Source organism: Streptococcus nidrosiense, from assembly GCF_042140045.1.
Classification (GTDB): domain Bacteria; phylum Bacillota; class Bacilli; order Lactobacillales; family Streptococcaceae; genus Streptococcus; species Streptococcus nidrosiense.
The window spans coordinates 1,164,295-1,189,276 of sequence record NZ_CP152419.1; the positions used below are offsets into that span (position 1 = coordinate 1,164,295).

Genomic DNA, 24,982 nt, shown 5'->3' on the forward strand with positions numbered 1-24,982 from the left:
ATGCAATTTCCAGAAGGATTTGTAAAAAAATATGAAGCAATATTGGGAGATGAGGCAAGAGCTTTTCTTGCCTCTTTTGATGATGAGGCAGTTTCCGCTTTTCGCATCAATCCCTTAAAAGAAAGCCAAGTTTCTTTTTCAGATGCTATTCCAAATACACCCTGGGGTTATTATGGCAAGGTTTCAGGGAAATCACCTGAGCATGTAACAGGTTTGGTATATTCCCAAGAACCTGCTGCACAAATGGTTGCACAAGTAGCTCAACCAAAACCAGGTATGAAGGTCTTGGACTTGGCAGCGGCTCCCGGTGGTAAATCCACTCAACTGGCAGCCTATCTTGCAGGCGAAGGTCTTCTTGTTTCCAATGAAATTTCTAGCAAGCGAGCAAAGATTTTGGTTGAAAATATGGAACGGTTTGGAGCGTCAAATGTAGTTGTGACCAATGAATCTGCTGATCGTTTGGCTAAAGTGTTTAAGGGATATTTTGACCTAATTGTTCTAGATGCTCCATGTTCTGGAGAAGGAATGTTCCGAAAACAGCCAGATGCTATGGATTATTGGAGTGTAGAATATCCAAGCCAATGTGCTGACTTGCAGCGTGAAATTCTAGAGGATGCAGTAACCATGTTGGCTGATGGTGGTCGTTTGGTTTATTCAACCTGTACCTGGGCGCCAGAAGAAAACGAAGAAATTATCCAATGGTTACTGGATAGCTATGATTTTGAGTTGATTCCAGTTCAACATATCAATGGAATGGTCCCTGGGATTGACTTACCTGAAGCCGCTAGAATGTACCCACATCACTTTAAGGGAGAAGGACAGTTTGTTGCCCATTTGCAATTTCGAGGGGAAAATAAAGTCTCTAAGTTCAAGCCTTCTAAATCCAACCTCTCTCGAGAACAGATTTCTTTATGGCAGGATTTTGAGAAGAAACATTTAAAAGAGAAACTGGCTGGAGTCCTACAGGTTTTTGGTGACCAACTGTATTTATTGCCAGAAGGTCTACCAGATTTAGGAAAACTAAGAATTGCACGAAACGGACTTCATCTTGGAACCTTTAAGAAAAAACGTTTTGAACCAAGTTTTGCACTTGGCCTAGCTTTGAAACCAAGTCAAGTCAAGCAAGGAATTGAAATTCATCAAGAGGACTTTGTCAAATACGTAGCTGGTGAAACAGTTCAGCTGTCTGAAACTTTGCCAAATGGCTGGTACCAAGTTTTGGTTGCTGGAAATGGTTTAGGTTTTGCAAAAGTGACAGGAAATACATTGAAGAATTATTTCCCTAAGGGCTTGAGGTTTAAGGTGAAAAACTAGTCAAAATCAGTATTCTATGTTATAGTGGAAGTATGGATTTTTTGCATAAAACATAGAAAAATAGGGCGAAATTCCAAGCTATTCATCATTATTTTCAAGGAGACAAATAGTGAAAAAATTAAAAAAACTCACACTCTCTCTTGCGACTCTTTTACTTGCTGGTTCGTTAGTAGGATGTGCAAGTTGGATTGATCGTGGGGAGTCTATGACTGCTGTTGGTTCAACTGCTCTCCAACCTTTAGTCGAGGCGGCTGCAGATGAATTTGCATCAGCTCACATCGGAAAAACAGTCAATGTTCAAGGTGGTGGTTCTGGTACAGGACTATCGCAGGTTCAGTCTGGTGCAGTTGATGTTGGAAACTCTGATGTGTTCGCTGAAGAGAAAGATGGTATCGATGCGTCCGCGCTAGTTGACCATAAGGTTGCTGTTGCTGGATTAGCTGTAATTATTAATAAAGAAGTAGATGTCGATAATCTGACGACAGATCAGCTCCGACAAATCTTTACAGGAGAAATCACTAATTGGAAGGAAGTCGGCGGTAAGGATTTAGCTATTTCTATTATCAACCGTGCGGCAAGTTCAGGTTCTCGTGCGACTTTTGACAGTGTGATCATGGATGGGCAATCAGCAATGCAAAGTCAGGAACAAGATTCAAACGGGATGGTCAAATCAATTGTTTCTCAGACCCCTGGAGCTATTTCCTACCTAGCATTTGCCTATGTTGATGACTCAGTTGGGACTATCAAACTCAATGGTTATGAACCAATTTCAGAGAATGTAACCACGAATAATTGGCCTTTGTGGTCTTATGAACATATGTATACACTTGGTGAGCCAAATGAACTGGTTGCCGAATTCCTAAACTTTGTCCTTTCAGACGAAGCTCAGAATGGAATCGTTAAAGGAATGGGTTATATTTCAGTTAAGGAAATGAAGGTTGAAAAAGATGCTGCAGGTACTGTGACAGCGCTAGAAGGGAGCCAATAATGAATCAAGAAGAATTATCTAAAAAATTGCTCTCTCCTTCAAAAAACTCTCGTCTTGAGAAATTAGGAAAAGGGCTAACCTTTGCCTGCCTTTCTTTGATTGTCATCATTGTAGCCATGATTTTGATTTTCGTGGCTCAGAAAGGGTTATCTACCTTCTTCGTCAATGGTGTTAACATTTTTGAATTTTTATTTGGACAGACTTGGAACCCTTCAGGGAAACAATTTGGTGCTCTTCCGATGATTTTAGGTTCCTTTATTGTTACCATCCTATCAGCTCTTATTGCAACACCATTTGCCATTGGGGCTGCAGTCTTTATGACAGAAGTATCACCAAAAGGGGCAAAGATTTTGCAACCTGCTATTGAACTCCTAGTTGGGATTCCTTCAGTAGTTTATGGATTTATCGGATTGCAGGTCGTCGTACCATTTGTACGTAGTGTCTTTGGTGGAACAGGTTTTGGTATTTTATCAGGGATTTTCGTTCTCTTTGTTATGATTTTGCCGACTGTAACCTTCATGACAACAGATAGCCTACGTGCAGTTCCTCGTCACTACCGTGAAGCTAGTTTAGCTATGGGAGCTACTCGTTGGCAGACTATCTGGCGTGTAACCTTGAAGGCGGCACGTTCAGGTATTTTTACGGCAGTAGTCTTTGGTATGGCGCGTGCTTTCGGTGAAGCACTAGCTATTCAGATGGTGGTCGGAAACTCAGCCGTTGTCCCAACTTCATTGACAACACCTGCTGCGACTTTGACCTCTGTTTTGACCATGGGTATCGGAAATACTGTTATGGGAACTGTTGATAATAATGTTCTTTGGTCACTAGCCTTAGTATTGCTTTTGATGAGCTTGGCCTTTAACAGTGTGATTAAATTGATTACGAAAGAAAGAGGAAAGAAAAACTATGCACGCTAAGAAATTAGATAAACTTGCTACAGCTGTCCTCTATACCATCGCAGGAATCATTGTGACCATCCTTGCTTCCTTGATTCTCTATATCTTGGTTCGAGGCTTACCTCATGTTTCTTGGTCCTTCTTGACTGGAAAATCATCTTCTTACCAAGCAGGTGGTGGTATTGGAATCCAGCTTTATAATTCCTTCTTCCTTTTGGTCATTACCTTATTCATCTCTGTACCTCTATCAATGGGGGCTGGAATTTATTTGGCTGAATATGCAAAAAAAGGTCGTGTTACCAACTTCGTTCGTACCTGTATTGAAATTTTGTCTTCACTGCCATCAGTCGTAGTCGGTCTCTTTGGTTACCTCATCTTTGTAGTTCAGTTCGAGTATGGATTTTCTATTATTTCTGGTGCCTTGGCTTTGACTGTCTTTAACCTTCCACAGATGACGCGTAATGTTGAAGACAGTTTGAAACACGTTCACCACACGCAACGTGAGGCTGGTTTGGCGCTTGGACTTTCTCGTTGGGAAACAGTTCTTCATGTCGTTATCCCCGAAGCCCTACCTGGTATTGTAACAGGTATTGTGCTTGCCTCAGGTCGTATCTTTGGTGAAGCAGCCGCCCTTATCTATACAGCAGGACAATCAGCACCAGCCCTTGACTGGTCTAACTGGAATGTCCTTAGTGTAACCAGTCCAATCTCAATCTTCCGTCAAGCAGAAACCTTGGCTGTCCACATCTGGAAAGTCAACAGTGAGGGAACTATTCCTGATGGGACACTTGTTTCAGCGGGTTCTGCTGCGGTGCTCTTAATCTTTATCTTAATCTTTAACTTTGGAGCACGTAAACTCGGAAGCTATCTACATAAGAAATTAACCGCTGCCTAAAGGAGAAGCCATGTCGAAATATAATTGGGATGAAAGGCATATTATTACTTTTCCAGAAGAAAAAGTGGCCCTCTCTACTAAGGATTTACATGTTTACTACGGTAAAAATGAATCCATCAAGGGCGTGGATATGCAATTCGAAAAAAATAAAATTACGGCCTTGATTGGTCCATCAGGATCTGGGAAATCAACCTACCTACGCAGTCTCAACCGTATGAATGATACCATTGATATTGCAAAGGTGACTGGACAAATTCTCTATCAAGGAATTGACGTTAACCGTCCTGAAATCAATGTTTATGAAATGCGTAAACACATCGGAATGGTTTTCCAACGTCCAAATCCATTTGCTAAATCAATTTACCGCAACATCACCTTTGCACATGAACGTGCAGGAGTTAAGGACAAGAAGGTCCTTGATGAAATTGTAGAAACCTCTCTTCGTCAAGCCGCCCTCTGGGATCAGGTTAAAGACGACCTTCATAAGTCAGCCTTAACTCTTTCAGGAGGTCAACAACAGCGTCTCTGTATCGCTCGCGCCATCTCTGTGAAACCAGATATCCTCTTGATGGATGAGCCAGCATCAGCCTTGGATCCGATTGCGACAGCTCAACTTGAAGAAACCATGTTGGAGTTGAAGAAGGACTTTACCATTATTATCGTGACCCACAGTATGCAACAGGCTGCGCGTGCTAGTGATTACACAGGATTCTTCTACCTGGGTGACTTGATTGAGTATGATAAGACATCTAATATTTTCCAAAATGCTAAGCTACAGTCAACAAATGACTATGTAACTGGACACTTTGGTTAGAGAGGAAATAGTATGACAGAACCGATTTTACAGGTTTCAGACCTGTCAGTCTATTACAATAAAAAGAAGGCCTTGAATAGTGTTTCCTTATCGTTCCAACCCAAGGAAATTACATCCCTTATCGGTCCGTCTGGATCTGGGAAATCAACCCTGCTCAAGGCTATTAACCGAATGGGTGACCTTAATCCTGAAGTGACGACAACTGGATCAGTGGTTTATAACGGTCACAACATCTATAGTCCTCGTACCGACACTGTTGAATTACGTAAAGAAATTGGTATGGTCTTCCAACAACCCAATCCTTTTCCTATGTCTATCTACGAAAATGTCGTTTATGGCCTCCGTATAAATGGAGAAAAAGACAAGCAGGTCTTAGATGAAGCAGTGGAGAAGGCTTTACAACGTGCTTCAATCTGGGATGAAGTCAAGGACCGTTTGCATGACTCTGCTATTGGTCTTTCAGGTGGGCAACAACAACGTGTTTGTGTGGCACGTGTATTAGCGACTAGCCCTAAAATCATCCTCTTGGATGAACCAACTTCAGCCTTGGACCCTATTTCTGCTGGTAAGATTGAGGAAACCTTGTATGGTCTAAAAGACAAATACACCATGCTCTTGGTTACTCGTTCTATGCAGCAAGCATCTCGAATCTCCGATAAGACAGGCTTTTTCCTCAATGGAGATTTGATTGAATTTAACGATACCAAGGATATGTTCCTCGACCCACAACACAAGGAAACAGAAGATTATATTTCAGGAAAATTTGGATAAGGAGATAAATGATGTTACGTTCTCAATTGGAAGAAGATTTAGAGAAATTGCATAATCAGTTTTATGCTATGGGACAAGAAGTTCTTTCCCAAATCAATCGTACCGTACGTGCTTTTGTAACGCATGACCGTGACATGGCTAAAGAAGTCATTGAGGAAGATGCAGAAGTAAACGAATACGAAGTGAAACTTGAAAAGAAATCATTTGAAATGATTGCCCTACAACAGCCAGTTTCACAAGACTTACGTACAGTTTTAACAGTTCTAAAAGCTGTGTCAGACTTAGAACGTATGGGTGACCATGCAGTATCTATCGCAAAAGCAACGATTCGTATGAAGGGTGAGCAGCGTATCCCTGCAGTTGAAGAAGAAATTAAAAAAATGGGTCGTGAAGTAAAAAACTTTGTTGAAGCCGCTTTAGAACTTTATTTGAATGGTTCTGTGGATCAAGCCTATGAAGTTGCAACCATGGATGAAACTATCAACCATTACTTTGATAATATTCGTGATCTTGCAACTGAAGAAATTAGAAAGAACCCAGAAGCTATCGTCACAGGTCGTGATTACTTCCAAGTCATTTCTTACTTGGAACGCATCGGTGACTATGCAAAAAATATCTGTGAATGGGTTGTTTACTTTGAAACAGGTAAGATTGTTGAATTGTAAAATTGATTAATTATGCAAAAAAAGGAGCTTGTTAGTAAGTAAAAGCTCCTTTTTTGAAACAAAAATTGAAAATTTTTCATAAAAATTTAGAATATGCTTGACAAACGAAGTAGATAGAGTTATAATTATACAAAATCAACAGAGAGGTTGTTTATTTATGAATTTTAAAAAATGGATATTTGTCTTATGTAGTTTTCTTGCAAGCCTCTTATTGGTAGCTTGCCAATCGTCTAGTTCAAGCTCGCAGTCTGCAGTGGAGGCCATCAAGCAAAAAGGAAAATTAGTGGTCGCAACTAGTCCCGACTATGCTCCCTTTGAGTTTCAAGCACTTGTGGATGGTAAAAACCAAGTCGTAGGTGCGGATATTGACATGGCGCAAGCAATCGCTGATGAACTTGGAGTGAAATTGGAAATTTCAAGTATGAGTTTTGATAATGTCTTGACCAGTCTTCAAACAGGAAAAGCAGACCTAGCAATTGCGGGAATCAGTGCAACTGAAGAAAGACAAGAAGTCTTTGATTTCTCAATTCCTTACTATGAAAATAAAATTAGCTTCCTTATCAGAAAATCAGATCTTGAAAAATACAAGGATTTGGATTCTCTAGCAAGTGCTAATATTGCAGCTCAGAAAGGAACTGTTCCTGAATCTATGGTTAAAGAGCAACTTCCAAAGGCACAGTTGACTTCTTTGACAAACATGGGAGAAGCAGTCAACGAGCTTCAATCTAGTAAAGTAGATGCCGTTCATATGGATGAGCCAGTAGCATTAAGCTATGCTGCTAAGAACTCAGATTTGGCAGTGGCTACAGTAAACTTGACTATGAAAGAAGGCGAAGCAAATGCTGTAGCTATCAAAAAAGGTAACTCAGATTTGAAGGAAGTGGTTGATAAGGTCATCCAGAAACTGAAAGATGACGGAACTTACCAAACTTATCTTGAAAAAGCTGCTAAGCTAACAGAAGTAGAGCAATAAAAAATAACAGAGTTGGATTTCAGTCCAGCTCTGTTTTTAAATAGCTTAATGTTTCTTCAATATTTTCTAAGGAAATTTTTGCAAAGTGATAAGGGCAGTTCGCTAGATAGGAAGATTCGAAGAAGTCGAGTTCTAGAGGGCTGTGTTTAAGACTAGCGATGCTAGGATAGTTCCTGAGATCAAGTAAAAGCCCATCATGAAGTGGATAGTTCGGTAGGGAAATGGGATACCTTTGTAAGAGCTGTTGGATGTGCTCCTGACTTTTTTCTTGCAGTGTCAGTCGTGCTAGTCTGTTTTTCTCAAAGAGTTGACTATCGATGTAGAGTGATAGAGCCTTTTGCATGATAAGGTTGTTATCGTAGTCGAGAATGTTTTTATAGGTCACAAAAGCTTCCTTGATAGTGTTTGGAAGAAGAAGGGCAGTGATTCGAAGGGCAGGAAATAGACTGGTAGAAAAGGACTTGATATAGATGACCAAATCATGTTGGTCTAAATAATGAAAGGTTTGTCCCATTTTAGGATCCAAGTCCCCCAGATAGTCATCCTCAACGATATAAATCTGATATTTGGCAGCCAAGTCAAGGATGGCAAGTTTTTCCTCTTCAGAATAAGAATGCCCCAGAGGATAGTGGAAACGAGGAATAGTATAGAAAAACTTAATCTTTCCGCTTTTAAAGTGTTCCTCAAGTTTGTTTAGGTCAATGCCGTCTACTCGACGGTCAATGGTTTGATAGGGAATATTTTGAGCTAGTAGCAGCTGGTTCATCCGATGATAGGTCGGTTGTTCGACCAGTATTTCCTGAGCTTGACCTGGAAAATCAATCTGGGAAAGAATAAACAGTGCTTGCTGGGTCCCAGATGTCATGACTAATTGGTCTGCCTTACTATAAATCGCTTGATCAAAGAGCAAAGTCTGAACGGACTTTCGTAATTCTTCTAAACCCTCTTGGTGTTCATAGTAGTTGTAGAGATAATTTTCTCGCCCAATCAAGCTCTCATTGACGCACAGACGAAAATCATCATAGGCTGCTGCGTGTTCATCGTTAACTGAGATAATTAAGTCTTCATGACTGGTTTGTTGCTCCAATACATAATAACCACTTTGAGGTTTTGAGTAGATATATTTCTCGTATCGGAGTTCTAAGAGTGCGCGCTGTATGGTGTCTTTGCTACAGTGAAAATCTTGACTGAGTTTTCGGATAGATGGTAGGCGACTTCCAGTTGGAAATCTACCTGATTCTATCTCATTTTTTAGATAGTGAACGACTTGTTCATACTTGCTTTCTTGCTTCATCCCAGACCTCTCTCGATTTTGTTACATTGTACCTTTTTTTTAGAAGTTTGGCAATGTTATACTCTTCGAAAATCTCTTCAAACCGCGTCAACGTCGCCTTATAGTATATATGTTACTGACTTCGTCAGTTCTATCCACAACCTCAAAACAGTGTTTTGAGCAAACTGCGGCTAGTTTTCTAGTTTGCTCTTTGATTTTCATTGAGTATTAAAAGGCAGTCTAGCATTCAATTCTAATCAGAAATGTGATATACTTAGTAAGTAAAATTTTCAAAGAAGAGCGAGATGATGAAGGTGCAAGAACCAGTTAAATTATTCCAATATAATACTTTGGGAGCCTTGATGGCGGGACTTTACGGAGGAACCATGACCGTTGGTGAATTGCTTGAACATGGTGATTTAGGATTAGGAACCCTGGATTCTATCGATGGAGAATTGATTGTCTTAGATGGGAAAGCTTATCAGGCTAAGGGATCAGGTGAGAAACCTGAAATTGTGGAAGTTTCACCAGATGCCTTGATTCCCTATGCAGCAGTTGTACCCCACCAGGCAGAAGTTATTTTCCGTCAGCGTTTTGAAATGACTGATCAGGAACTTGAAAAACGTATTGAATCCTATTATGATGGAGAAAATCTATTTCGTTCCATCAAGATTCATGGTGATTTTAAACACATGCATGTTCGTATGATTCCAAAATCAACAAGCGAAACGAAGTTTGCTGAGGTTGCGACGCATCAGCCTGAATATAGATGCGACAATGTCTCAGGAACTATCGTTGGTTTTTGGACACCTGAAATTTTCCATGGAGTTAGTGTTGCTGGTTACCATCTACACTTTATCTCAGATGACCTAACCTTTGGTGGCCACGTTATGGATTTTGTCATCAAGGAAGGTATTGTAGAAGTGGGTGCAGTTGACCAGTTGGATCAACGTTTTCCTGTTCAGGATCGTCAATATCTATTTGCTAAGTTTAACATTGACGAGATGAAAAAAGATATCGAACAGGCAGAATAGTAGGAGTCAAATATGAAAATTCATGTAATAATAACGATGCTGGCCTTGTTTGCCGTCCTCATTGCAGCAGTTTGGTACGCAAGAAAGAAATACAAGATTAATTTTGCAGTTTTGGGACTTGGGGCAGTTGCATTTTTTGCTTCATCTCAGGTCTTAGAGAAAATCGTTCATCTCTTGGTTCTTCATCCACAAAAGGATGGGACAGTTCCACTCATGACGGAAAATCCCCTTCTCTATGTGATTTACGGGATCTGTATGGCTGCTTTGTTTGAAGAAACAGCTCGACTTATCTTTTTTAAATGGTTGGAGAAGAAAAGAACTTTGGAAGATTCAGATGCCCTTGCTTATGGATTGGGGCATGGTGGCTTGGAATTGCTCTACCTCGGAATGGGAAGCTTGATTAGTCTTTTGATTCTCTTTTCGTTATTAGAGTCTTCAAATCCAGATCTGGCAAATCTCCTTCCCCAAAATACACTTGAAACAGTACAATCTCTATCTGGATGGCAGGTTTATTTACTCGGTGTTGAGCGTGTGCTTGCTCTTGTTATGCAAATCGGTCTCTCTTTCTGGGTTTATCAAGCAGTTCGCCAAAAGAAATGGATATACCTAGTAGCTGCTTATGGTTTACACGCCCTATTTGATTTGGCTCCGAGCCTATCTCAAGTTGGCTGGTTGTCAAATCCCCTTCTCGTAGAAGGATTGTTAGCAGTGGAAGTTATTATTTTTATTTACTTTACAAAATCGATCTTTTATAAAAAGCAATAATACAAAAAAGAGGTTCATCCTCTTTTTAGTTTGAGCTTTTGAAAAAGCTAACCAAATCATCGAAAAATAGAGCCAAAAATGGTATAATGGAATGGATTTTATAAAAGGATTAGAAAAATGACCGTATTAGATAAACTAAAAGAAACACTAGAAGGAATCGATATTCGATTCGATGAACCGCTAAAAACTTATACCTATACCAAAGTTGGAGGGAAGGCAGATTATTTAGTTTTTCCACGCAATCGCTATGAGATGGCTCGTGTAGTCAAGTTTGCCAATCAGGAAAACATTCCTTGGATGGTTCTTGGAAATGCAAGTAACATTATCGTCCGAGAAGGCGGAGTTCGTGGCTTTGTAATCATGTGTGACAAGCTTAATAATGTCTCTGTTGATGGCTATACCATTGAGGCAGAAGCTGGAGCTAACTTGATTGAAACCACTCGTATTGCCCTACGTCATAGTTTGACTGGTTTTGAGTTTGCTTGTGGTATTCCAGGAAGCGTCGGTGGTGCTGTCTTTATGAATGCTGGCGCTTATGGTGGTGAGATTGCTCATGTTCTCCAGTCTTGTCAAATCTTGACTAAGGAAGGTGAAATCGAAACCCTTTCTGCTAAAGACTTGACCTTTGGTTATCGTCATTCAGCCATTCAAGCGTCAGGGGCAGTAGTCCTATCTGCTAAGTTCGCCTTAGCTCCAGGTAATCACCAAGTCATCAAGCAAGAAATGGACCGCTTGACCCACCTTCGTGAACTCAAGCAGCCTTTAGAGTATCCTTCTTGTGGTTCCGTCTTTAAACGTCCAGTAGGTTATTTTGCAGGTCAATTGATTGCAGAAGCAGGCTTGAAAGGTTATCGTATCGGTGGCGTCGAAGTCTCAGAAAAGCACGCAGGTTTTATGATTAATGTTTCTGATGGAACTGCTAGAGATTATGAAGACTTGATTGAGTCTGTCATTGAAAAAGTTAAAGAACACTCGGGTGTTACTCTTGAGCGAGAAGTTCGTATCTTGGGTGAACATGAGTAAATAGTAGAAATAGCTTAGCTGCTACTAACTAGAATGTAGAGGGTGTGAAAGCCTATCGGTAGCGAAGATGCATGCAGGAGGTCTAACTCCCTGCAAGAGGTAGTGGCGGCCTGACAGAGCCTTGATCTGTTAATCTATGAAAAAGAAGGAATATATGACAATTGAAAAAACCAATTATCGAATTCAGAAACGTTTCTAAAGTTTTTGAAGATAGTGACACTAAGGTTCTCAAGGATATTAACTTTGAGTTGGAAGAAGGAAAATTTTATACACTGCTAGGAGCTTCTGGTTCAGGAAAATCAACCATCCTAAATATCATTGCAGGTTTGCTAGAAGCAACGACGGGTGATATTTTGCTAGACGGTGTTCGTATCAATGACATCCCGACCAATAAGCGAGATGTTCATACTGTCTTCCAATCTTACGCCTTGTTTCCGCATATGAATGTCTTTGAAAATGTTGCCTTTCCATTGCGATTACGCAAGGTCGATAAAAAAGAAATCGAAAAACGTGTCTTAGAAGTTCTCAAGATGGTACAGCTTGAAGGATATGAAAAGCGTTCTATCCGTAGGTTATCTGGAGGACAACGCCAGCGTGTAGCTATTGCGCGTGCCATTATCAACCAGCCTCGAGTGGTGCTATTGGATGAGCCTTTGTCAGCACTTGACTTGAAGTTGCGGACAGACATGCAGTACGAACTACGTGAACTGCAACAACGCTTGGGCATCACCTTTGTCTTTGTTACTCACGATCAGGAAGAAGCTCTGGCCATGAGTGACTGGATTTTTGTCATGAATGACGGTGAAATCGTTCAGTCTGGGACACCAGTTGACATCTACGACGAGCCTATCAACCACTTTGTAGCCACCTTCATCGGTGAATCAAATATCTTGCCAGGGACCATGATTGAGGACTATTTGGTCGAGTTCAATGGCAAACGATTTGAAGCGGTCGATGGTGGGATGAAGCCAAACGAGCCTGTCGAAGTCGTCATTCGTCCAGAGGACTTGCGCATTACTCTTCCAGAAGAAGGAAAACTTCAAGTTAAAGTCGATACGCAACTCTTCCGTGGGGTTCACTATGAGATTATCGCCTATGATGAACTCGGTAACGAATGGATGATTCACTCGACTCGTAAGGCCATCGTTGGTGAGGAAATCGGTCTAGACTTTGAACCAGAAGACATCCACATCATGCGTCTCAATGAAACAGAAGAAGAGTTCGATGCTCGTATCGAAGAGTACGTAGAAATCGAAGAGCATGAAGCAGGTTTGATCAACGCTATCGAGGAGGAAAGAGATGAAGAAAACAACCTCTAAACTCTTTGTAGTGCCCTACATGCTTTGGATTGCACTCTTTGTATTGGCACCCTTGGTCTTGATTTTTGGACAATCATTTTTCAACATCGAAGGCCAGTTTAGTTTAGAAAACTATAAATCCTATTTTGCGTCACAAAACTTGACCTATCTTAAAATGAGTTTCAACTCTGTTCTTTATGCTGGGATTGTGACTCTGGTGACGCTTCTTATCAGTTATCCAACAGCCCTCTTTTTGACTCGTCTTAAACACCGTCAACTCTGGCTCATGCTGATTATCCTACCAACTTGGATCAACCTTCTCCTTAAGGCTTATGCCTTTATCGGAATTTTTGGGCAAAATGGCTCTATCAACCAATTCTTAGAATTTATCGGAATCGGTTCTCAGCAGTTGCTCTTTACGGATTTCTCATTTATTTTTGTCGCAAGCTATATCGAGCTTCCATTTATGATTTTGCCTATCTTCAATGTTTTAGATGATATGGATAATAATCTCATTAATGCCAGCTATGACCTCGGTGCGACCAAATGGGAGACTTTCCGCCATGTCATCTTCCCTCTTTCTATGAATGGAGTACGAAGTGGTGTCCAATCTGTCTTTATCCCGAGTTTAAGTCTCTTTATGTTGACCCGTTTGATTGGAGGGAACCGAGTGATTACTTTGGGAACTGCCATCGAGCAGAACTTCCTAACAAATGACAACTACGGTATGGGTTCAACTATCGGTGTTGTTCTTATCCTGACCATGTTCATCACTATGTGGGTGACTAAGGAAAGGAGAGAACGATGAAAAAAATATCAAATCTTTACCTAGCCTTTGTCTTTATCGTCCTCTATCTGCCAATCTTTTACTTGATTGGTTATGCCTTCAATGCTGGGGATGATATGAATAGTTTTACAGGCTTTAGTTTGTCTCACTTTGAAACCATGTTTGGTGACGGAAGACTCATGCTGATCTTGGTTCAGACCTTTTTACTAGCCTTCCTATCAGCCCTGATTGCGACTGTCATTGGGACTTTCGGTGCTATTTACATCTACCAATCACGAAAAAAATACCAAGAAGCCTTCCTATCACTCAATAATATTTTGATGGTTGCACCAGATGTTATGATTGGTGCCAGCTTCTTGATTCTCTTTACACAACTCAAGTTTTCTCTTGGCTTTCTGACTGTTCTGTCTAGTCACGTGGCCTTCTCCATTCCAATCGTAGTGCTCATGGTCTTGCCTCGATTAAAAGAGATGAATGGAGATATGATCCATGCAGCCTATGACCTTGGAGCCAGTCAGTTCCAGATGTTTAAGGAAATTATGCTTCCTTACCTAACACCGTCTATCATTGCAGGTTATTTCATGGCTTTCACCTATTCCCTAGATGACTTTGCCGTGACCTTCTTTGTAACGGGGAATGGCTTTTCAACCTTGTCAGTCGAGATCTACTCTCGAGCTCGTAAGGGAATTTCGCTAGAAATCAATGCTCTTTCAGCCTTGGTCTTTCTCTTTAGTATTATCCTAGTTGTCGGATATTACTTCATTTCACGTGAGAAGGAGGAGCAAGCATGAAACGACTCTATTCATTTTTAGCAGGAATTCTAGCGATTATCCTTGTCTTTTGGGGAATTTCTTACCATCTTGACAGTAAAATCAATAGTCGCGATAGTCAAAAATTGGTTATCTACAACTGGGGAGACTATATCGCCCCTGAACTTCTCGAGAAATTTACAGAAGAAACAGGAATCCAAGTTCAGTACGAAACCTTTGACTCCAATGAAGCCATGTACACGAAAATCAAGCAGGGTGGAACAACCTATGATATTGCTATCCCGAGTGAGTACATGATTAACAAAATGAAGGACGAAGACCTTCTAGTTCCACTGGATTATAGTAAGATTGAGGGCATTGAGAATATCGGTTCTGAATTTCTCAACCAGTCCTTTGATCCCAACAACCAGTACTCTATCCCATACTTCTGGGGGACCTTGGGAATTGTCTACAATGAAACTATGGTGGAAGAAGCGCCTGAACATTGGGATGACCTTTGGAAGCCAGAGTATAAGAACTCCATTATGCTTTTTGATGGGGCGCGTGAAGTACTTGGTTTAGGTCTTAACTCGCTAGGCTATAGCCTAAACTCTAAAGATCCACAGCAGTTGGAGGAAACGGTAGATAAGCTCTATAAGCTAACACCTAATATCAAGGCTATTGTTGCGGATGAGATGAAGGGGTACATGATTCAGAATAATGCTGCCATTGGTGTGACCTTCTCAGGAGAAGCCAGCCAGATGCTGGAGAAAAATGAAAATCTTCGCTATGTCGTACCGACAGAAGCAAGTAACCTCTGGTTTGACAATATGGTTATTCCCAAAACAGTCAAAAACCAAGACGCAGCCTACGCCTTTATCAACTTTATGTTGAAGCCCGAAAATGCTCTCAAAAATGCAGAATATGTCGGCTATTCAACACCAAACAATGCTGCTAAGGAAATGCTCCCTGAGGAGACAAAAGAGGATAAGTCCTTCTATCCTGATGCAGATACTATGAAACACCTAGAAGTTTATGAGAAGTTTGACCATAAATGGACAGGAATTTACAGCGACCTCTTCCTACAATTTAAAATGTATCGGAAGTAGGAGTAAACAAAAAGAACGAATCAGTTAAACTGGTTCGTTTTTTTTGTTTTTAAAAAAATTAATATTTGGTATTGACAAAAGCAATTTTAGTGATAAAATAATATCCTTTATACATTTAGGAGGTGTATATGAGATGAGTGACCTTTTTGTTCAAAAGTCTGATCATTCTTTAAGTCTCTGTAATCAGATGATTGTCATAAAGAATGGTCAACGCGAGATAGTTAAAGAAATCTCAATCCACTTAGTTGAGAATGTCATAGTATTTGGGCACGCTCAATTAAGCACACAATTACTAAAGGCTTTAGCAAAGAAGCAAATCAATGTTTATTATTTTTCTGGTGAAGGTAAATTTTTGGCTTGCTTGGATTCCTATCGACAAGAAGATTTTGAGAAGCAAATTATTCAGACGAAAGCTTGTTTTGATAAGGATTTTTGTCTCTCTATATCCAAAAAAATAGCTTCCGCCAAGGTAAATCACCAGCTATCCTTACTTAAAAATTATAATCAAGATGGAATTTTAACACATGAAGATTTTTCGCGCTTTGAAGAAAGTATAGAAAAGATATCTGAAGCTAGCTCAATTCCAGAAGTGATGGGGTATGAAGGTAGAATTGCCAAGTCTTATTTTTACTATTTGGGATTACTAGTGCCTGATGATTTTCATTTTTATAGACGAAGTCGTAGGCCTGCTGAGGATTGTTTTAATAGTCTACTAAATTTTGGTTACTCTTTGCTCTATTCTTGCTTTCTAGGCCTGATAAGAAAGAATGGTTTGAGTTATGGTTTCGGTGTTATGCATCAGAGCCACCAACACCATTCAACTTTAGCGAGTGACTTCATGGAGGAGTGGCGTCCAATCATCGTTGATAATACTATTTTAGACTTAATCTTTAGTGGTAAATTAACAGTTGAGCATTTTGAAAAGAATGAAGAGAGTAGCTATTTATTGCGAGATGAAGGGAGAAAGATTTTTATCTGTGCCATGAGGGAACGGATGTTAGAAATCCATCAGTATGTTGAATTAGATAAAAAACGTTACACTTTTCTATATATGGCAGATCAGCAGATAAAGGGATTTATCCGAGCTTGTGAAAAACTCAAACCCGAACTTTATACTAGTTGCTTTACAGGGGAAATATAATGGGACTTTACTTTAATCTATCTTCTGAGGAGAAGGAATTTGCTAAGAAAAAAAGTTTCTTTTGTATTATTATTTATGATATTGTCAGTAATAAGAGACGCTTAAAACTAGCAAAGTTACTAGAGGGATTTGGCCTACGAGTCCAACGTTCTTGTTTTGAAGTGGATTTGGAGAAGTCGAACTATCAAACCTTAATAAGAGAGTTAGAAGATTTCTACGATCCTGACCAGCTTGATAATATCATCATTTATGTTGGAAGTAGGGAAGAAACTATGCGCTTAAATACAGATGAAGTTGAGGTAGAGAAGGATGATTGTTTGTTCTTTTGATGTGAAAACTCTTTCAAAATATGATATACTAGTTTTAGTTTCCAATAGGTTATATCTAGTGCTTGTTATAGGATTGTATACAAGATATGGGGTATAGAAACCTATTTACCTCGAAAGGGGACGGAAACAAGTATTCCTTATACCAAATCATTACTAGACCTTGTATAGAAACCTATTTACCTCGAAAGGGGACGGAAACTTTACTTTAATATCAATATGATATGCCCCTACAACAAGTATAGAAACCTATTTACCTCGAAAGGGGACGGAAACAAAATTTCATAAACATCATTGATATCATACATAGTGTATAGAAACCTATTTACCTCGAAAGGGGACGGAAACCCCTCGCCATTTAATTCAACGTGTTCAGGATCTTCGTATAGAAACCTATTTACCTCGAAAGGGGCCGGAAACTTAGCAGGACCTTTTTCTAGCTTATTATTAACAGTCAGTATAGAAACCTATTTACCTCGAAAGGGGCCGGAAACGCTCGTCATAGTCAGGCAAAATATTTGAGAATTCGAAGGGTATAGAAACCTATTTACCTCGAAAGTGGCCGGAAACCAGATTTGAATGGGATTGTTGTTAATGTAGGGTAAAGTATAGAACCCTATTTACCTCGCGAGTGGCCGGAAACGGATAAGAGCCATCAGACTCCTCCCACCACCATCCGTATAGATACCTATCTACCTCGAGAGGGGCCGGAAACTGTTATAGGCTCAATCTGTTTCTCTTTTGCGTTCGTACGTATAGATACCAATCTACCTCGAGAGGGGGCGGAAACTTGTCGCCCATACGGATGATGCTAGCCACTATTCCGTGCTTGTATATATACCTATCTACCTCGAGAGGGGCCGGAAACTGGTATTCTGATTCCTTGTCAATATATCCATTCTTTTCAAGTATATCTACCAATCTACCTCGAGAGGGGACAGTTTCATAAGGGCAAAGGATTCCAAAAGTAAATGAAAAAAGCGCTCATGAGAAAGAAAAAGCGCCATTGTATCAATAAAGGAGGCATATGAAACGCATCGAACTATCATTTAAGCGGATTGACCAATCACCGAGCGACCTGTCGACAAAATTCCAAGGTTTTCTCATGGAAAAGCTAGAACCAGACTATGTGACTTGGCTACATGAGCAGGAGACCAACCCCTATTCACTAAAAATCATCCATCAAAAGGACAAGACATTATGGTCCCTTCATCTCCTGACGGATGAGGCGGTCAAGCAGATCATGCCTTTTCTATTGGAGCTAAAGAGAGTAGAACTTCATGATTTACCGACTCTCATGGTAGAGTCTGTGTCCATGCAAGATCTCAGTTCGGAGCAACTCTTTGAGTTTTTTAATGAAAACCAAGATCGGTCACTCTACACTATCCATTTTCAAACTCCGACAGGATTTCGCTCCCAGGGAGAGTACGTGCTCTTTCCTAGCATGCGTCTCATCTTTCAGAGTTTGATGATGAAGTATGCACGTCTGGTCGAGAATCGTCAGGACATCGAAGAGGAAACCCTGGACTACTTGGTCAAGCACAGTAGGATTACCAGCTATCGATTGGAATCCAGCTATTTTAAAGTCCATGGCAAAAAAATCCCTGGATTCAGGGGAAGGTTGACCTTTAAGATTACAGGTCCAAATACCTTGAAAGCATACGCTAATATGCTTCTAAAATTTGGGGAGTACTCAGGTATCGGTATGAAAACCAGCTTAGGGATGGGAGGTTTAGAACTTGAAGAAAGAAAAGATTGATTTAGTTTATGGATCACTTTTGCAAGGTATCGGCAGGGTGATTCAAGGTTCCAGGTATGAGGAAAAAGACCTGGGTACCATTGGGTCCGAATGGTTTAGACGCTTTTCGGACAATGAAAAAATAGCCCAGCAGATAGCCAAGGCGACTTCTAGTGATTTGCCGACGGATTTAGCTCCTGATAGTTTGGTCTATATTACGTCAGCTGCGGCAAAGGTTGCTTCAGGTCTAAAAGGGGCAGCAGACACTCATGAAGGGAAAGAAGATTTCCTAAGTAAACAATCGGATATCTTCAATGTATTTTCAGATATCCCTAGTCTGCGTTATCTTGATGCGCGGCCATTAGAGCTTGACGGGGAGCCAAACTATGCCAAGGAATCTAGTAACCCGTCTGACCAGTCAGACTATGACTTGATAGTAGCGACCTTAGAAAAAGAGTTTGAGCGATTGGACTTTAGCCAGTCTGAGATAGATGCCCTTTTGAATCTCCTTGAGTCTAATCTTTCCTATGTACCTGTTTCGACAAGAACCAAGGGATTATCAGATATTTCTCTAGCAACTTACAGTCGTCTGACAGCAGGCTTTGCCCTAGCTATAGAGGACTATTTAGCAGATAAGAATTGTCGTGACTATGAGAAGATACTAGGGCAAGATTTAGAAGCTTTTTATAGCGAGAAGGCCTTTTTATTAGCAAGTTTTGACCTGTCAGGGATTCAGGATTTTATCTACAATATCGCAACGGCTGGTGCTGCCAAGCAACTAAAAGCACGTTCCTTGTATTTAGATTTTATGGGGGAGCATATCGTAGACAGCTTACTGGAGAAGTTAGAGCTGACAAGGGCTAATCTCCTCTACGTCGGTGGAGGGCATGCCTACTTTATCCTTCCAAACACTGAAAAAACTAGAGGAACCTTGGCTAGCTTTGAAGCAGAATTTAATCAGTTTTTGGTCAAACATTTCCAGACAGGCTTATACGTAGCATTTGGTTGGAGTCCATTTTCTGCCAATGATATGACGACGACACTGGCCGACTATCGAAAAGTCTATCAAACAACTAGTCGAATGATTTCTCAAAAGAAAATTTCTCGTTACGATGCCAAAACTCTCCTTGAACTCAACCAAGGAGGAAAAAGTTCTCAGAGAGAATGTGCTATTTGCCACTCAGTCGAAAAGCTTACCAAGTATAAAGATCAAGAGGTCTGCCATATCTGTGCAGGGATGTATCGCTTTGCCAAGGAAATACAAGAAAACAACTATATTGTTACAAAAGAAAAAGGCCTGCCGATAGGTCCGGGAGCCTATATTAGTGGTATTTCAAAAGCCAACCTTGCCAATGAAGAGTGGGACCGTATTTATGTAAAGAATAGCTATAGTACAGATATCCTAAAAGCAACCCATGTCTTTGTCGGAGATTACAAGTATGATGAGATTTACGAGTATGCCAAATTATCTCAGGATAGGGAAACTGGACAAGGGATTAAGCGATTAGCAGTTGTTCGACTAGATGTGGATGATCTAGGAGCAGCCTTTATGGCTGGGTTCTCCTATCAAGATGGTGGCAAATATAATACTCTGGCACGCTCGGCAACCTTCTCTAGAAGTATGAGTCTCTTCTTTAAGGTCTATATCAACCAGTTTGCGAAAGAGAAAAAACTATCGATCATTTATGCCGGTGGAGATGATGTATTTGCTATCGGTTCCTGGCAGGATGTTATTGAGTTTACTATTTGTCTCCGACAAAACTTTATCAAGTGGACAAATGGCAAATTAACCCTATCAGCAGGGATTGGTCTCTTTCCAGATAAAACTCCAGTTAGCCTGATGGCTGAAGAAACTGGTAAGTTAGAAGGAGCAGCGAAGGAGAACGACAAGGATAGTATTTCCCTTTTTGAAAAAGCCTATACCTTGAAGTTCGACCAATTTATTGACAAAGTCTATAATGGGAAACTTAAGAGTATTCGTTACTATTTTAATATTCAAGATGAGCGCGGAAAGAGTTTTGTATACAGACTGATTGAGCTCCTTCGTAACTACGATCGTATGAATATTGCTCGATTAGCCTATTATTTGACCCGCTTAGAAGATCAAACTTCTAAGGATAAAAAAGAAGAGTTTAAAGATTTATTCTTTTCTTGGTATACAGGTAGCGATAATGAACGTAAGGAAGCAGAGATAGCTTTACTTCTATATATTTATGAGATTAGAAAGGATTCATAGATGGCAATTTTAACAGATGATAATTACGTAGATAAGGCAGAAAAAACCATTAAAAATTTAGTAACTGATAAGCGTAATTTTAAAAATAGAAATTCAGATGTTCTATCCATGAGTAAACTACGAAACTTATTGAGTTTAACGAGTACCCTCTTTGATGAAAGTAAGGTTCGCGAGTACGAAGAATTGAAGGATAAAATTGCCTATTTGAGGGTTCAATTCGTTTATCAATCGGGTCGTGAAGAGGCGGTACTGGACTTAGTTCAAAAAGGTGAGATTATACCAATTTTAAAAGAAATTAATAGTAGGGAAAGTCTCCAACGTTTTTGTCGCTATATGGAAGCGCTAGTAGCTTATTTTAAATTTTATGGAGGAAAAGATTAATGGCATTTGCAAAAATTCAAGTAACAGCACAAATCCGTCTAGAGACAGGACTTCATATTGGGACAAGTAATGCTTTTGCGGCGATTGGTGCTACGGACTCACCTGTGATTAAAGATCCAATTACAAACTTACCCATTATTCCAGGATCTAGTATCAAAGGGAAAATGCGTACCCTTTTGGCAAGAGTATATAATACTAAATTAGCAGAAAAACCAGGAGAAGATGGAGAAATTCTAAGTCGACTTTTTGGGAATAGTTCAGACAAAAACTATAAAGTAGGAAGACTCATCTTTAGAGATGCCTTTCTAACTAACAAAAAAGATTTAGATTCACGAGCTGTCAAAGGTTATACTGAAGTTAAGTTTGAAAATACTATTGATCGTATCACTGCTGAAGCAAATCCAAGACAAATTGAACGTGCTATCCGAGACAGTATCTTTGGATTTGAGTTGATCTATGAGGTGACAGACAAGAGTCAAGCTCAAGTAGAAGAAGACTTCAAAGTAATTCTTGATGGATTAAAACTTCTAGAACTTGATTATTTGGGTGGTTCTGGCTCTCGTGGTTATGGTAAAGTTGTTTTTGAGAATCTTAAAGCAAATACAGTTTTCGGAAACTATGATGCTAGTACATTGAATGAACTTTTAACTACGGAGGTCTAGTATGACCTATAAGATGTATATTATGAACTTTCATACTGCCCACTTTGGAGCAGGTACGCTCGATAGTTCAAAAATGACATTTTCGGCAGATCGTTTATTTTCTGCCTTAGCTATTGAGGCGAAAAAAATGGGAAAAATGGAGGAATTTGTATCATTAGCAGTTCAAGATGAATTTGTTTTGACAGATGCATTTCCCTATCTGTCAGGTCCATTTTTACCTAAGCCGATAGGATTTCCAAAGTTTGATCAGCCTGACTTAACAACGGATGTCAAAGAAGTAAGACGTCAAGCGAAAATGGCGAAGAAACTTCAGTTTATACCCTTGGATAAATTTGATTCTTATGTAGAAGGAACGCTTTTTGAAGACGCAGAGCATGCACAAACAAACATCGTTACTAAAAACCAACCCCACGTTGATGGAGCTCTTTATCAAGTTTCTACCGTTCGATTTGCTGATAAGTCTGCTCTCTATGTGATTGCTACCGAATCAGACCTCTTGAATGAACTTATGACAAGCTTGCAGTACGCGGGAATTGGGGGTAAACGTTCCAGTGGCTATGGACGGTTTGATTTAACCATTACAGACATACCTGATGCCCTTAAAAATCGTCTTACTAAGGTCCATCAAGGAACAGTCATGGCCTTAACAACTTCTTTACCAATTGAAAAGGAACTTGAACATGCTATAGAAAATGGTTCCTACTTAGTAAGTAAATCAAGTGGTTTTGCCTTTAGTACAGAAACTAATGAAAATTATCGTAAGCAGGATTTATATAAATTTGCTTCTGGATCTACTTTCTCTGAAACTTTTACAGGACGGATTGTGGATGTAAGGCCTCTAGATTTCCCACATGAAGTATTAAACTATGCCAAACCACTATTTTTCAAGATGGAGGTAGAAAGATGAAAACAGAATATAGAACTTTTCAATTTAGCCTCCTAGCCATGGCCCCTATTCATATTGGGAATGGTGAGAAATATACTTCTCGAGAATTTATCTATGAAAATGGTTATTATTATTTTCCTGATATGGGAAAATTTTATAATCGTGTGGTTGAGGAAGGATACGATCAAAAGTTTGAGCGTTTTTTACAAGAGACAAAACCAAATGCCAGAAATAATCGCTTGATTTCCTTCTTAGATGATAACCGGATATTTAATCGTGATTTTGGTGGATACCGGATTGTTGAGACCGGTTTGGAAATTGAAAAGAATAATCGCGCTTCCAAATTAGGTACGATAAATGAAGTAGCAAAATTTATGAGAGACCCTTTTGGGAGTCCGTATATTCCAGGTAGTTCTTTAAAGGGAGCTATTCGGACTATTTTATTGAATACAAATCCTGACTGGAACAATAAGAATGCAGTCGATTTTCGTGGTAGAAGTCCTAAAGAAAACAAAAAGATGATTCCCTGGGGTGTCAAAAAGGGTCAAGAATTTAATGACTTATTCAATGCTATTCGTGTTGGTGATAGTAAGCCATTTAACAATGAGCAGATTATTCTAGTTCAAAAATGGGATTATTCAGCCAAGTCTTTAACTGCCAAGCCTCTTCCTTTATACAGAGAAGCAATCGTACCCTTAACTAGAATCAGTTTCACCATTACTACAACCACTAAGGAAGCTGGAATCCTAATTGAGGAATTAGGACAGAGAGCGCAAGCTTTTTACAAAGAATATAAAGAATTTTTCTTATTAGATTTTCCTGAAAATAAGATTCAGCCAAATCTTCAATATCCAATCTATTTGGGGGCCGGAAGTGGAGCCTGGACAAAAACCTTGTTTAAACAATCGGATGGAATCTTACAAAAACGGTATAGTCGAATGAAGACCAAGATGGTTGGTAAGGGAGTGTTGAAATTAACAAAAGCACCAATGAAAAGTGTTAAAACAACACAAGCAACTCGAAAACTGATAATGAATGATGAGTCTTTCTATGAAATGGGCAAAGCTAATTTCATAATTAAGGAGATTAGTCGATGAAAATTTTAATATCAGCAGTAGGAGATACAGATCCTATACGAAATTTTCACGATGGAGCCTTAGTTCATATTGCTAGAAAGTACCGTCCAGATAAGATTATTATTGTTTGTTCTGAGAGAACAATCGGTAAGAAGGAAAGCATTGAGAAAGTAATTTATTCTATCGATATTGGATACATCCCAGAGATTGTATGTCATGAACCAATTATCTTAAATGAAGATGTATATGTTTTTGATACCATGTATAGTCAATTAGATTCTATTATACAAGAGTATTATACAAAAGATGACGAATTTATTCTCAATCTTTCAAGTGCGACTCCTCAAGTAAAATCAGCTTTGTTTGTTATTAATAGACTTAGTGAAATCAATGTCAAGGCAGTACAAGTTTCAAGTCCTGAAAATGATTCAAATGCAGGAGTTGGACATGATGATTCAGAAGATATTGACGCACTAATTGATACGAACTTAGATAACAAACAGGACTTTGTCGATCGAACTATTGAAGATACTTCTGAGAAGTTTAAACAAGGCTTAATGAAAAAAACTTTACGTGATTTTATTGCGAAATATGATTACAAAGCAAGTTTAGAGGTTGCTAATCAATTAGAAGACTTTCCTGGTTTGAAAGAATGTCGCAAGAAGTTGCAGGATATTGTGGATTCATTAGATAGGCAAGCTGTACCTCAAATCCTCCAAAAGAAAAAATGGAGCGAAGAACAGAAAAAAGTAGTAAATGCTTATTTGACTATTGATTTACAAAAAGAACGTGGCAATTTTAGTGAAAGTCTGATTAGAATTAAAAACCTTACAGAGTTCATCTTAGAAGACTATATCGAAAATCGTTATCCAGGATTTCTAGATAATTACGTGAATGAATCAGAGAAATATTACCTCGGAATTTGGGATTATCGTAAGATATTAAAAGAAAAAAATGAGTGGAATCAATATAAAAAAATCAAACCCATTATTAACATGAATTCAACTCGAAATACTGTAGCTCACAAATTGGATCCATTAGATTCTGAGGAATTAAAACAGTTAGGTCCTGTTCTAAAAACCTTAAAAGGGCTAATCAAGGAACAGTATCAACTCACTGAGAAGGATCTAAATTTTTACAATGATTTTAATAAGGAATTATTAGAATTACTGAAATAATGAG

25 protein-coding genes are annotated in these 24,982 nt (G+C 39.4%); 24 read left to right on the forward strand and 1 reads right to left on the reverse strand.

What is annotated here, in order from left to right:
- The 8 genes from AAFQ93_RS05515 to AAFQ93_RS05550 all read left to right on the forward strand — a co-directional run bounded on the left by AAFQ93_RS05515 (position 1) and on the right by AAFQ93_RS05550 (position 7,316).
- Positions 1 to 1,314, forward strand: coding sequence for an RsmF rRNA methyltransferase first C-terminal domain-containing protein (locus AAFQ93_RS05515; protein ID WP_375554882.1), 1,314 nt, complete (start codon positions 1 to 3; stop codon positions 1,312 to 1,314).
- A gap of 109 nt (positions 1,315 to 1,423) precedes the next feature.
- Positions 1,424 to 2,302: a phosphate ABC transporter substrate-binding protein PstS gene (locus tag AAFQ93_RS05520; protein WP_375554883.1), complete on the forward strand. Its 879-nt coding sequence runs from the start codon at positions 1,424 to 1,426 to the stop codon at positions 2,300 to 2,302.
- A complete protein-coding gene (gene pstC / locus AAFQ93_RS05525; RefSeq protein WP_049509826.1) occupies positions 2,302 to 3,219 on the forward strand; it encodes a phosphate ABC transporter permease subunit PstC in 918 nt (305 codons plus the stop codon). Before AAFQ93_RS05520 ends, pstC begins: the two co-directional genes overlap by 1 nt.
- Complete coding sequence (gene pstA / locus AAFQ93_RS05530) at positions 3,209 to 4,093, forward strand: phosphate ABC transporter permease PstA (protein WP_000543058.1); 885 nt, start codon at positions 3,209 to 3,211, stop codon at positions 4,091 to 4,093. Before pstC ends, pstA begins: the two co-directional genes overlap by 11 nt.
- Before the next feature lie 10 nt (positions 4,094 to 4,103).
- On the forward strand, positions 4,104 to 4,907 hold the full coding sequence (gene pstB, locus AAFQ93_RS05535) for a phosphate ABC transporter ATP-binding protein PstB (RefSeq protein WP_049495489.1): 804 nt from the start codon (positions 4,104 to 4,106) through the stop codon (positions 4,905 to 4,907).
- 12 nt (positions 4,908 to 4,919) lie between these two features.
- Positions 4,920 to 5,678: a phosphate ABC transporter ATP-binding protein PstB gene (gene pstB, locus AAFQ93_RS05540; protein ID WP_375554884.1), complete on the forward strand. Its 759-nt coding sequence runs from the start codon at positions 4,920 to 4,922 to the stop codon at positions 5,676 to 5,678.
- An 11-nt stretch (positions 5,679 to 5,689) separates the two neighbouring features.
- Positions 5,690 to 6,343: a phosphate signaling complex protein PhoU gene (phoU, locus tag AAFQ93_RS05545; RefSeq protein ID WP_375554885.1), complete on the forward strand. Its 654-nt coding sequence runs from the start codon at positions 5,690 to 5,692 to the stop codon at positions 6,341 to 6,343.
- A gap of 157 nt (positions 6,344 to 6,500) precedes the next feature.
- Entirely contained in the window at positions 6,501 to 7,316 is an 816-nt protein-coding gene (locus tag AAFQ93_RS05550; protein ID WP_375554886.1) for an ABC transporter substrate-binding protein, read from the forward strand.
- A gap of 19 nt (positions 7,317 to 7,335) precedes the next feature.
- Here the strand turns inward: AAFQ93_RS05550 and AAFQ93_RS05555 are convergent, their stop codons facing one another.
- Positions 7,336 to 8,610 carry a PLP-dependent aminotransferase family protein gene (locus AAFQ93_RS05555; RefSeq protein WP_375554887.1) on the reverse strand — a complete coding sequence of 425 codons (1,275 nt, stop codon included), beginning with the start codon at positions 8,608 to 8,610 and terminating at the stop codon, positions 7,336 to 7,338.
- A 284-nt stretch (positions 8,611 to 8,894) separates the two neighbouring features.
- On the opposite strand from AAFQ93_RS05555, the gene budA reads away from it, so the two are divergent.
- The 16 genes from budA (at position 8,895) to csm6 (ending at position 24,978) form a co-directional block, all read left to right on the forward strand.
- On the forward strand, positions 8,895 to 9,623 hold the full coding sequence (budA, locus tag AAFQ93_RS05560; protein ID WP_375554888.1) for an acetolactate decarboxylase: 729 nt from the start codon (positions 8,895 to 8,897) through the stop codon (positions 9,621 to 9,623).
- Positions 9,624 to 9,635: 12 nt separating this feature from the next.
- Entirely contained in the window at positions 9,636 to 10,388 is a 753-nt protein-coding gene (locus AAFQ93_RS05565) for a YhfC family intramembrane metalloprotease (RefSeq protein WP_373115357.1), read from the forward strand.
- Between the two features lie 117 nt (positions 10,389 to 10,505).
- Complete coding sequence (gene murB, locus AAFQ93_RS05570; RefSeq protein ID WP_375554889.1) at positions 10,506 to 11,411, forward strand: UDP-N-acetylmuramate dehydrogenase; 906 nt, start codon at positions 10,506 to 10,508, stop codon at positions 11,409 to 11,411.
- A gap of 161 nt (positions 11,412 to 11,572) precedes the next feature.
- Entirely contained in the window at positions 11,573 to 12,730 is a 1,158-nt protein-coding gene (locus AAFQ93_RS05575) for an ABC transporter ATP-binding protein (RefSeq protein ID WP_375554890.1), read from the forward strand.
- On the forward strand, positions 12,711 to 13,517 hold the full coding sequence (locus AAFQ93_RS05580; protein ID WP_000754116.1) for an ABC transporter permease: 807 nt from the start codon (positions 12,711 to 12,713) through the stop codon (positions 13,515 to 13,517). The genes AAFQ93_RS05575 and AAFQ93_RS05580 overlap by 20 nt, the downstream gene beginning before the upstream one ends.
- Positions 13,514 to 14,287, forward strand: a complete 774-nt coding sequence (locus tag AAFQ93_RS05585; protein WP_223140814.1) for an ABC transporter permease — start codon at positions 13,514 to 13,516, stop codon at positions 14,285 to 14,287. Before AAFQ93_RS05580 ends, AAFQ93_RS05585 begins: the two co-directional genes overlap by 4 nt.
- Entirely contained in the window at positions 14,284 to 15,354 is a 1,071-nt protein-coding gene (locus tag AAFQ93_RS05590) for an ABC transporter substrate-binding protein (protein WP_223140815.1), read from the forward strand. Before AAFQ93_RS05585 ends, AAFQ93_RS05590 begins: the two co-directional genes overlap by 4 nt.
- Positions 15,355 to 15,487: 133 nt before the next feature.
- Positions 15,488 to 16,495, forward strand: a complete 1,008-nt coding sequence (cas1, locus tag AAFQ93_RS05595; RefSeq protein ID WP_223140816.1) for a CRISPR-associated endonuclease Cas1 — start codon at positions 15,488 to 15,490, stop codon at positions 16,493 to 16,495.
- On the forward strand, positions 16,495 to 16,824 hold the full coding sequence (gene cas2 / locus AAFQ93_RS05600) for a CRISPR-associated endonuclease Cas2 (protein WP_223140817.1): 330 nt from the start codon (positions 16,495 to 16,497) through the stop codon (positions 16,822 to 16,824). The genes cas1 and cas2 overlap by 1 nt, the downstream gene beginning before the upstream one ends.
- Positions 16,825 to 17,848: 1,024 nt before the next feature.
- On the forward strand, positions 17,849 to 18,580 hold the full coding sequence (gene cas6, locus AAFQ93_RS05605; protein WP_223140818.1) for a CRISPR-associated endoribonuclease Cas6: 732 nt from the start codon (positions 17,849 to 17,851) through the stop codon (positions 18,578 to 18,580).
- A complete protein-coding gene (gene cas10, locus AAFQ93_RS05610) occupies positions 18,561 to 20,795 on the forward strand; it encodes a type III-A CRISPR-associated protein Cas10/Csm1 (protein WP_223140819.1) in 2,235 nt (744 codons plus the stop codon). Before cas6 ends, cas10 begins: the two co-directional genes overlap by 20 nt.
- Positions 20,796 to 21,176, forward strand: coding sequence for a type III-A CRISPR-associated protein Csm2 (gene csm2 / locus AAFQ93_RS05615; RefSeq protein ID WP_223140820.1), 381 nt, complete (start codon positions 20,796 to 20,798; stop codon positions 21,174 to 21,176). It begins immediately after the preceding gene.
- Positions 21,176 to 21,838 (forward strand): type III-A CRISPR-associated RAMP protein Csm3, encoded by a 663-nt coding sequence (gene csm3, locus AAFQ93_RS05620; protein ID WP_223140821.1) that lies wholly within the window; start codon positions 21,176 to 21,178, stop codon positions 21,836 to 21,838. The genes csm2 and csm3 overlap by 1 nt, the downstream gene beginning before the upstream one ends.
- A 1-nt stretch (position 21,839) precedes the next feature.
- Positions 21,840 to 22,745, forward strand: coding sequence for a type III-A CRISPR-associated RAMP protein Csm4 (gene csm4, locus AAFQ93_RS05625; protein ID WP_223140822.1), 906 nt, complete (start codon positions 21,840 to 21,842; stop codon positions 22,743 to 22,745).
- Positions 22,742 to 23,821 carry a type III-A CRISPR-associated RAMP protein Csm5 gene (gene csm5, locus AAFQ93_RS05630; RefSeq protein WP_223140823.1) on the forward strand — a complete coding sequence of 360 codons (1,080 nt, stop codon included), beginning with the start codon at positions 22,742 to 22,744 and terminating at the stop codon, positions 23,819 to 23,821. The genes csm4 and csm5 overlap by 4 nt, the downstream gene beginning before the upstream one ends.
- The gene (gene csm6, locus AAFQ93_RS05635) at positions 23,818 to 24,978 is read left to right on the forward strand and encodes a type III-A CRISPR-associated CARF protein Csm6 (protein WP_223140824.1); all 1,161 of its coding nucleotides are present in this window, start codon (positions 23,818 to 23,820) and stop codon (positions 24,976 to 24,978) included. Before csm5 ends, csm6 begins: the two co-directional genes overlap by 4 nt.
- Positions 24,979 to 24,982: the final 4 nt, after the last annotated feature.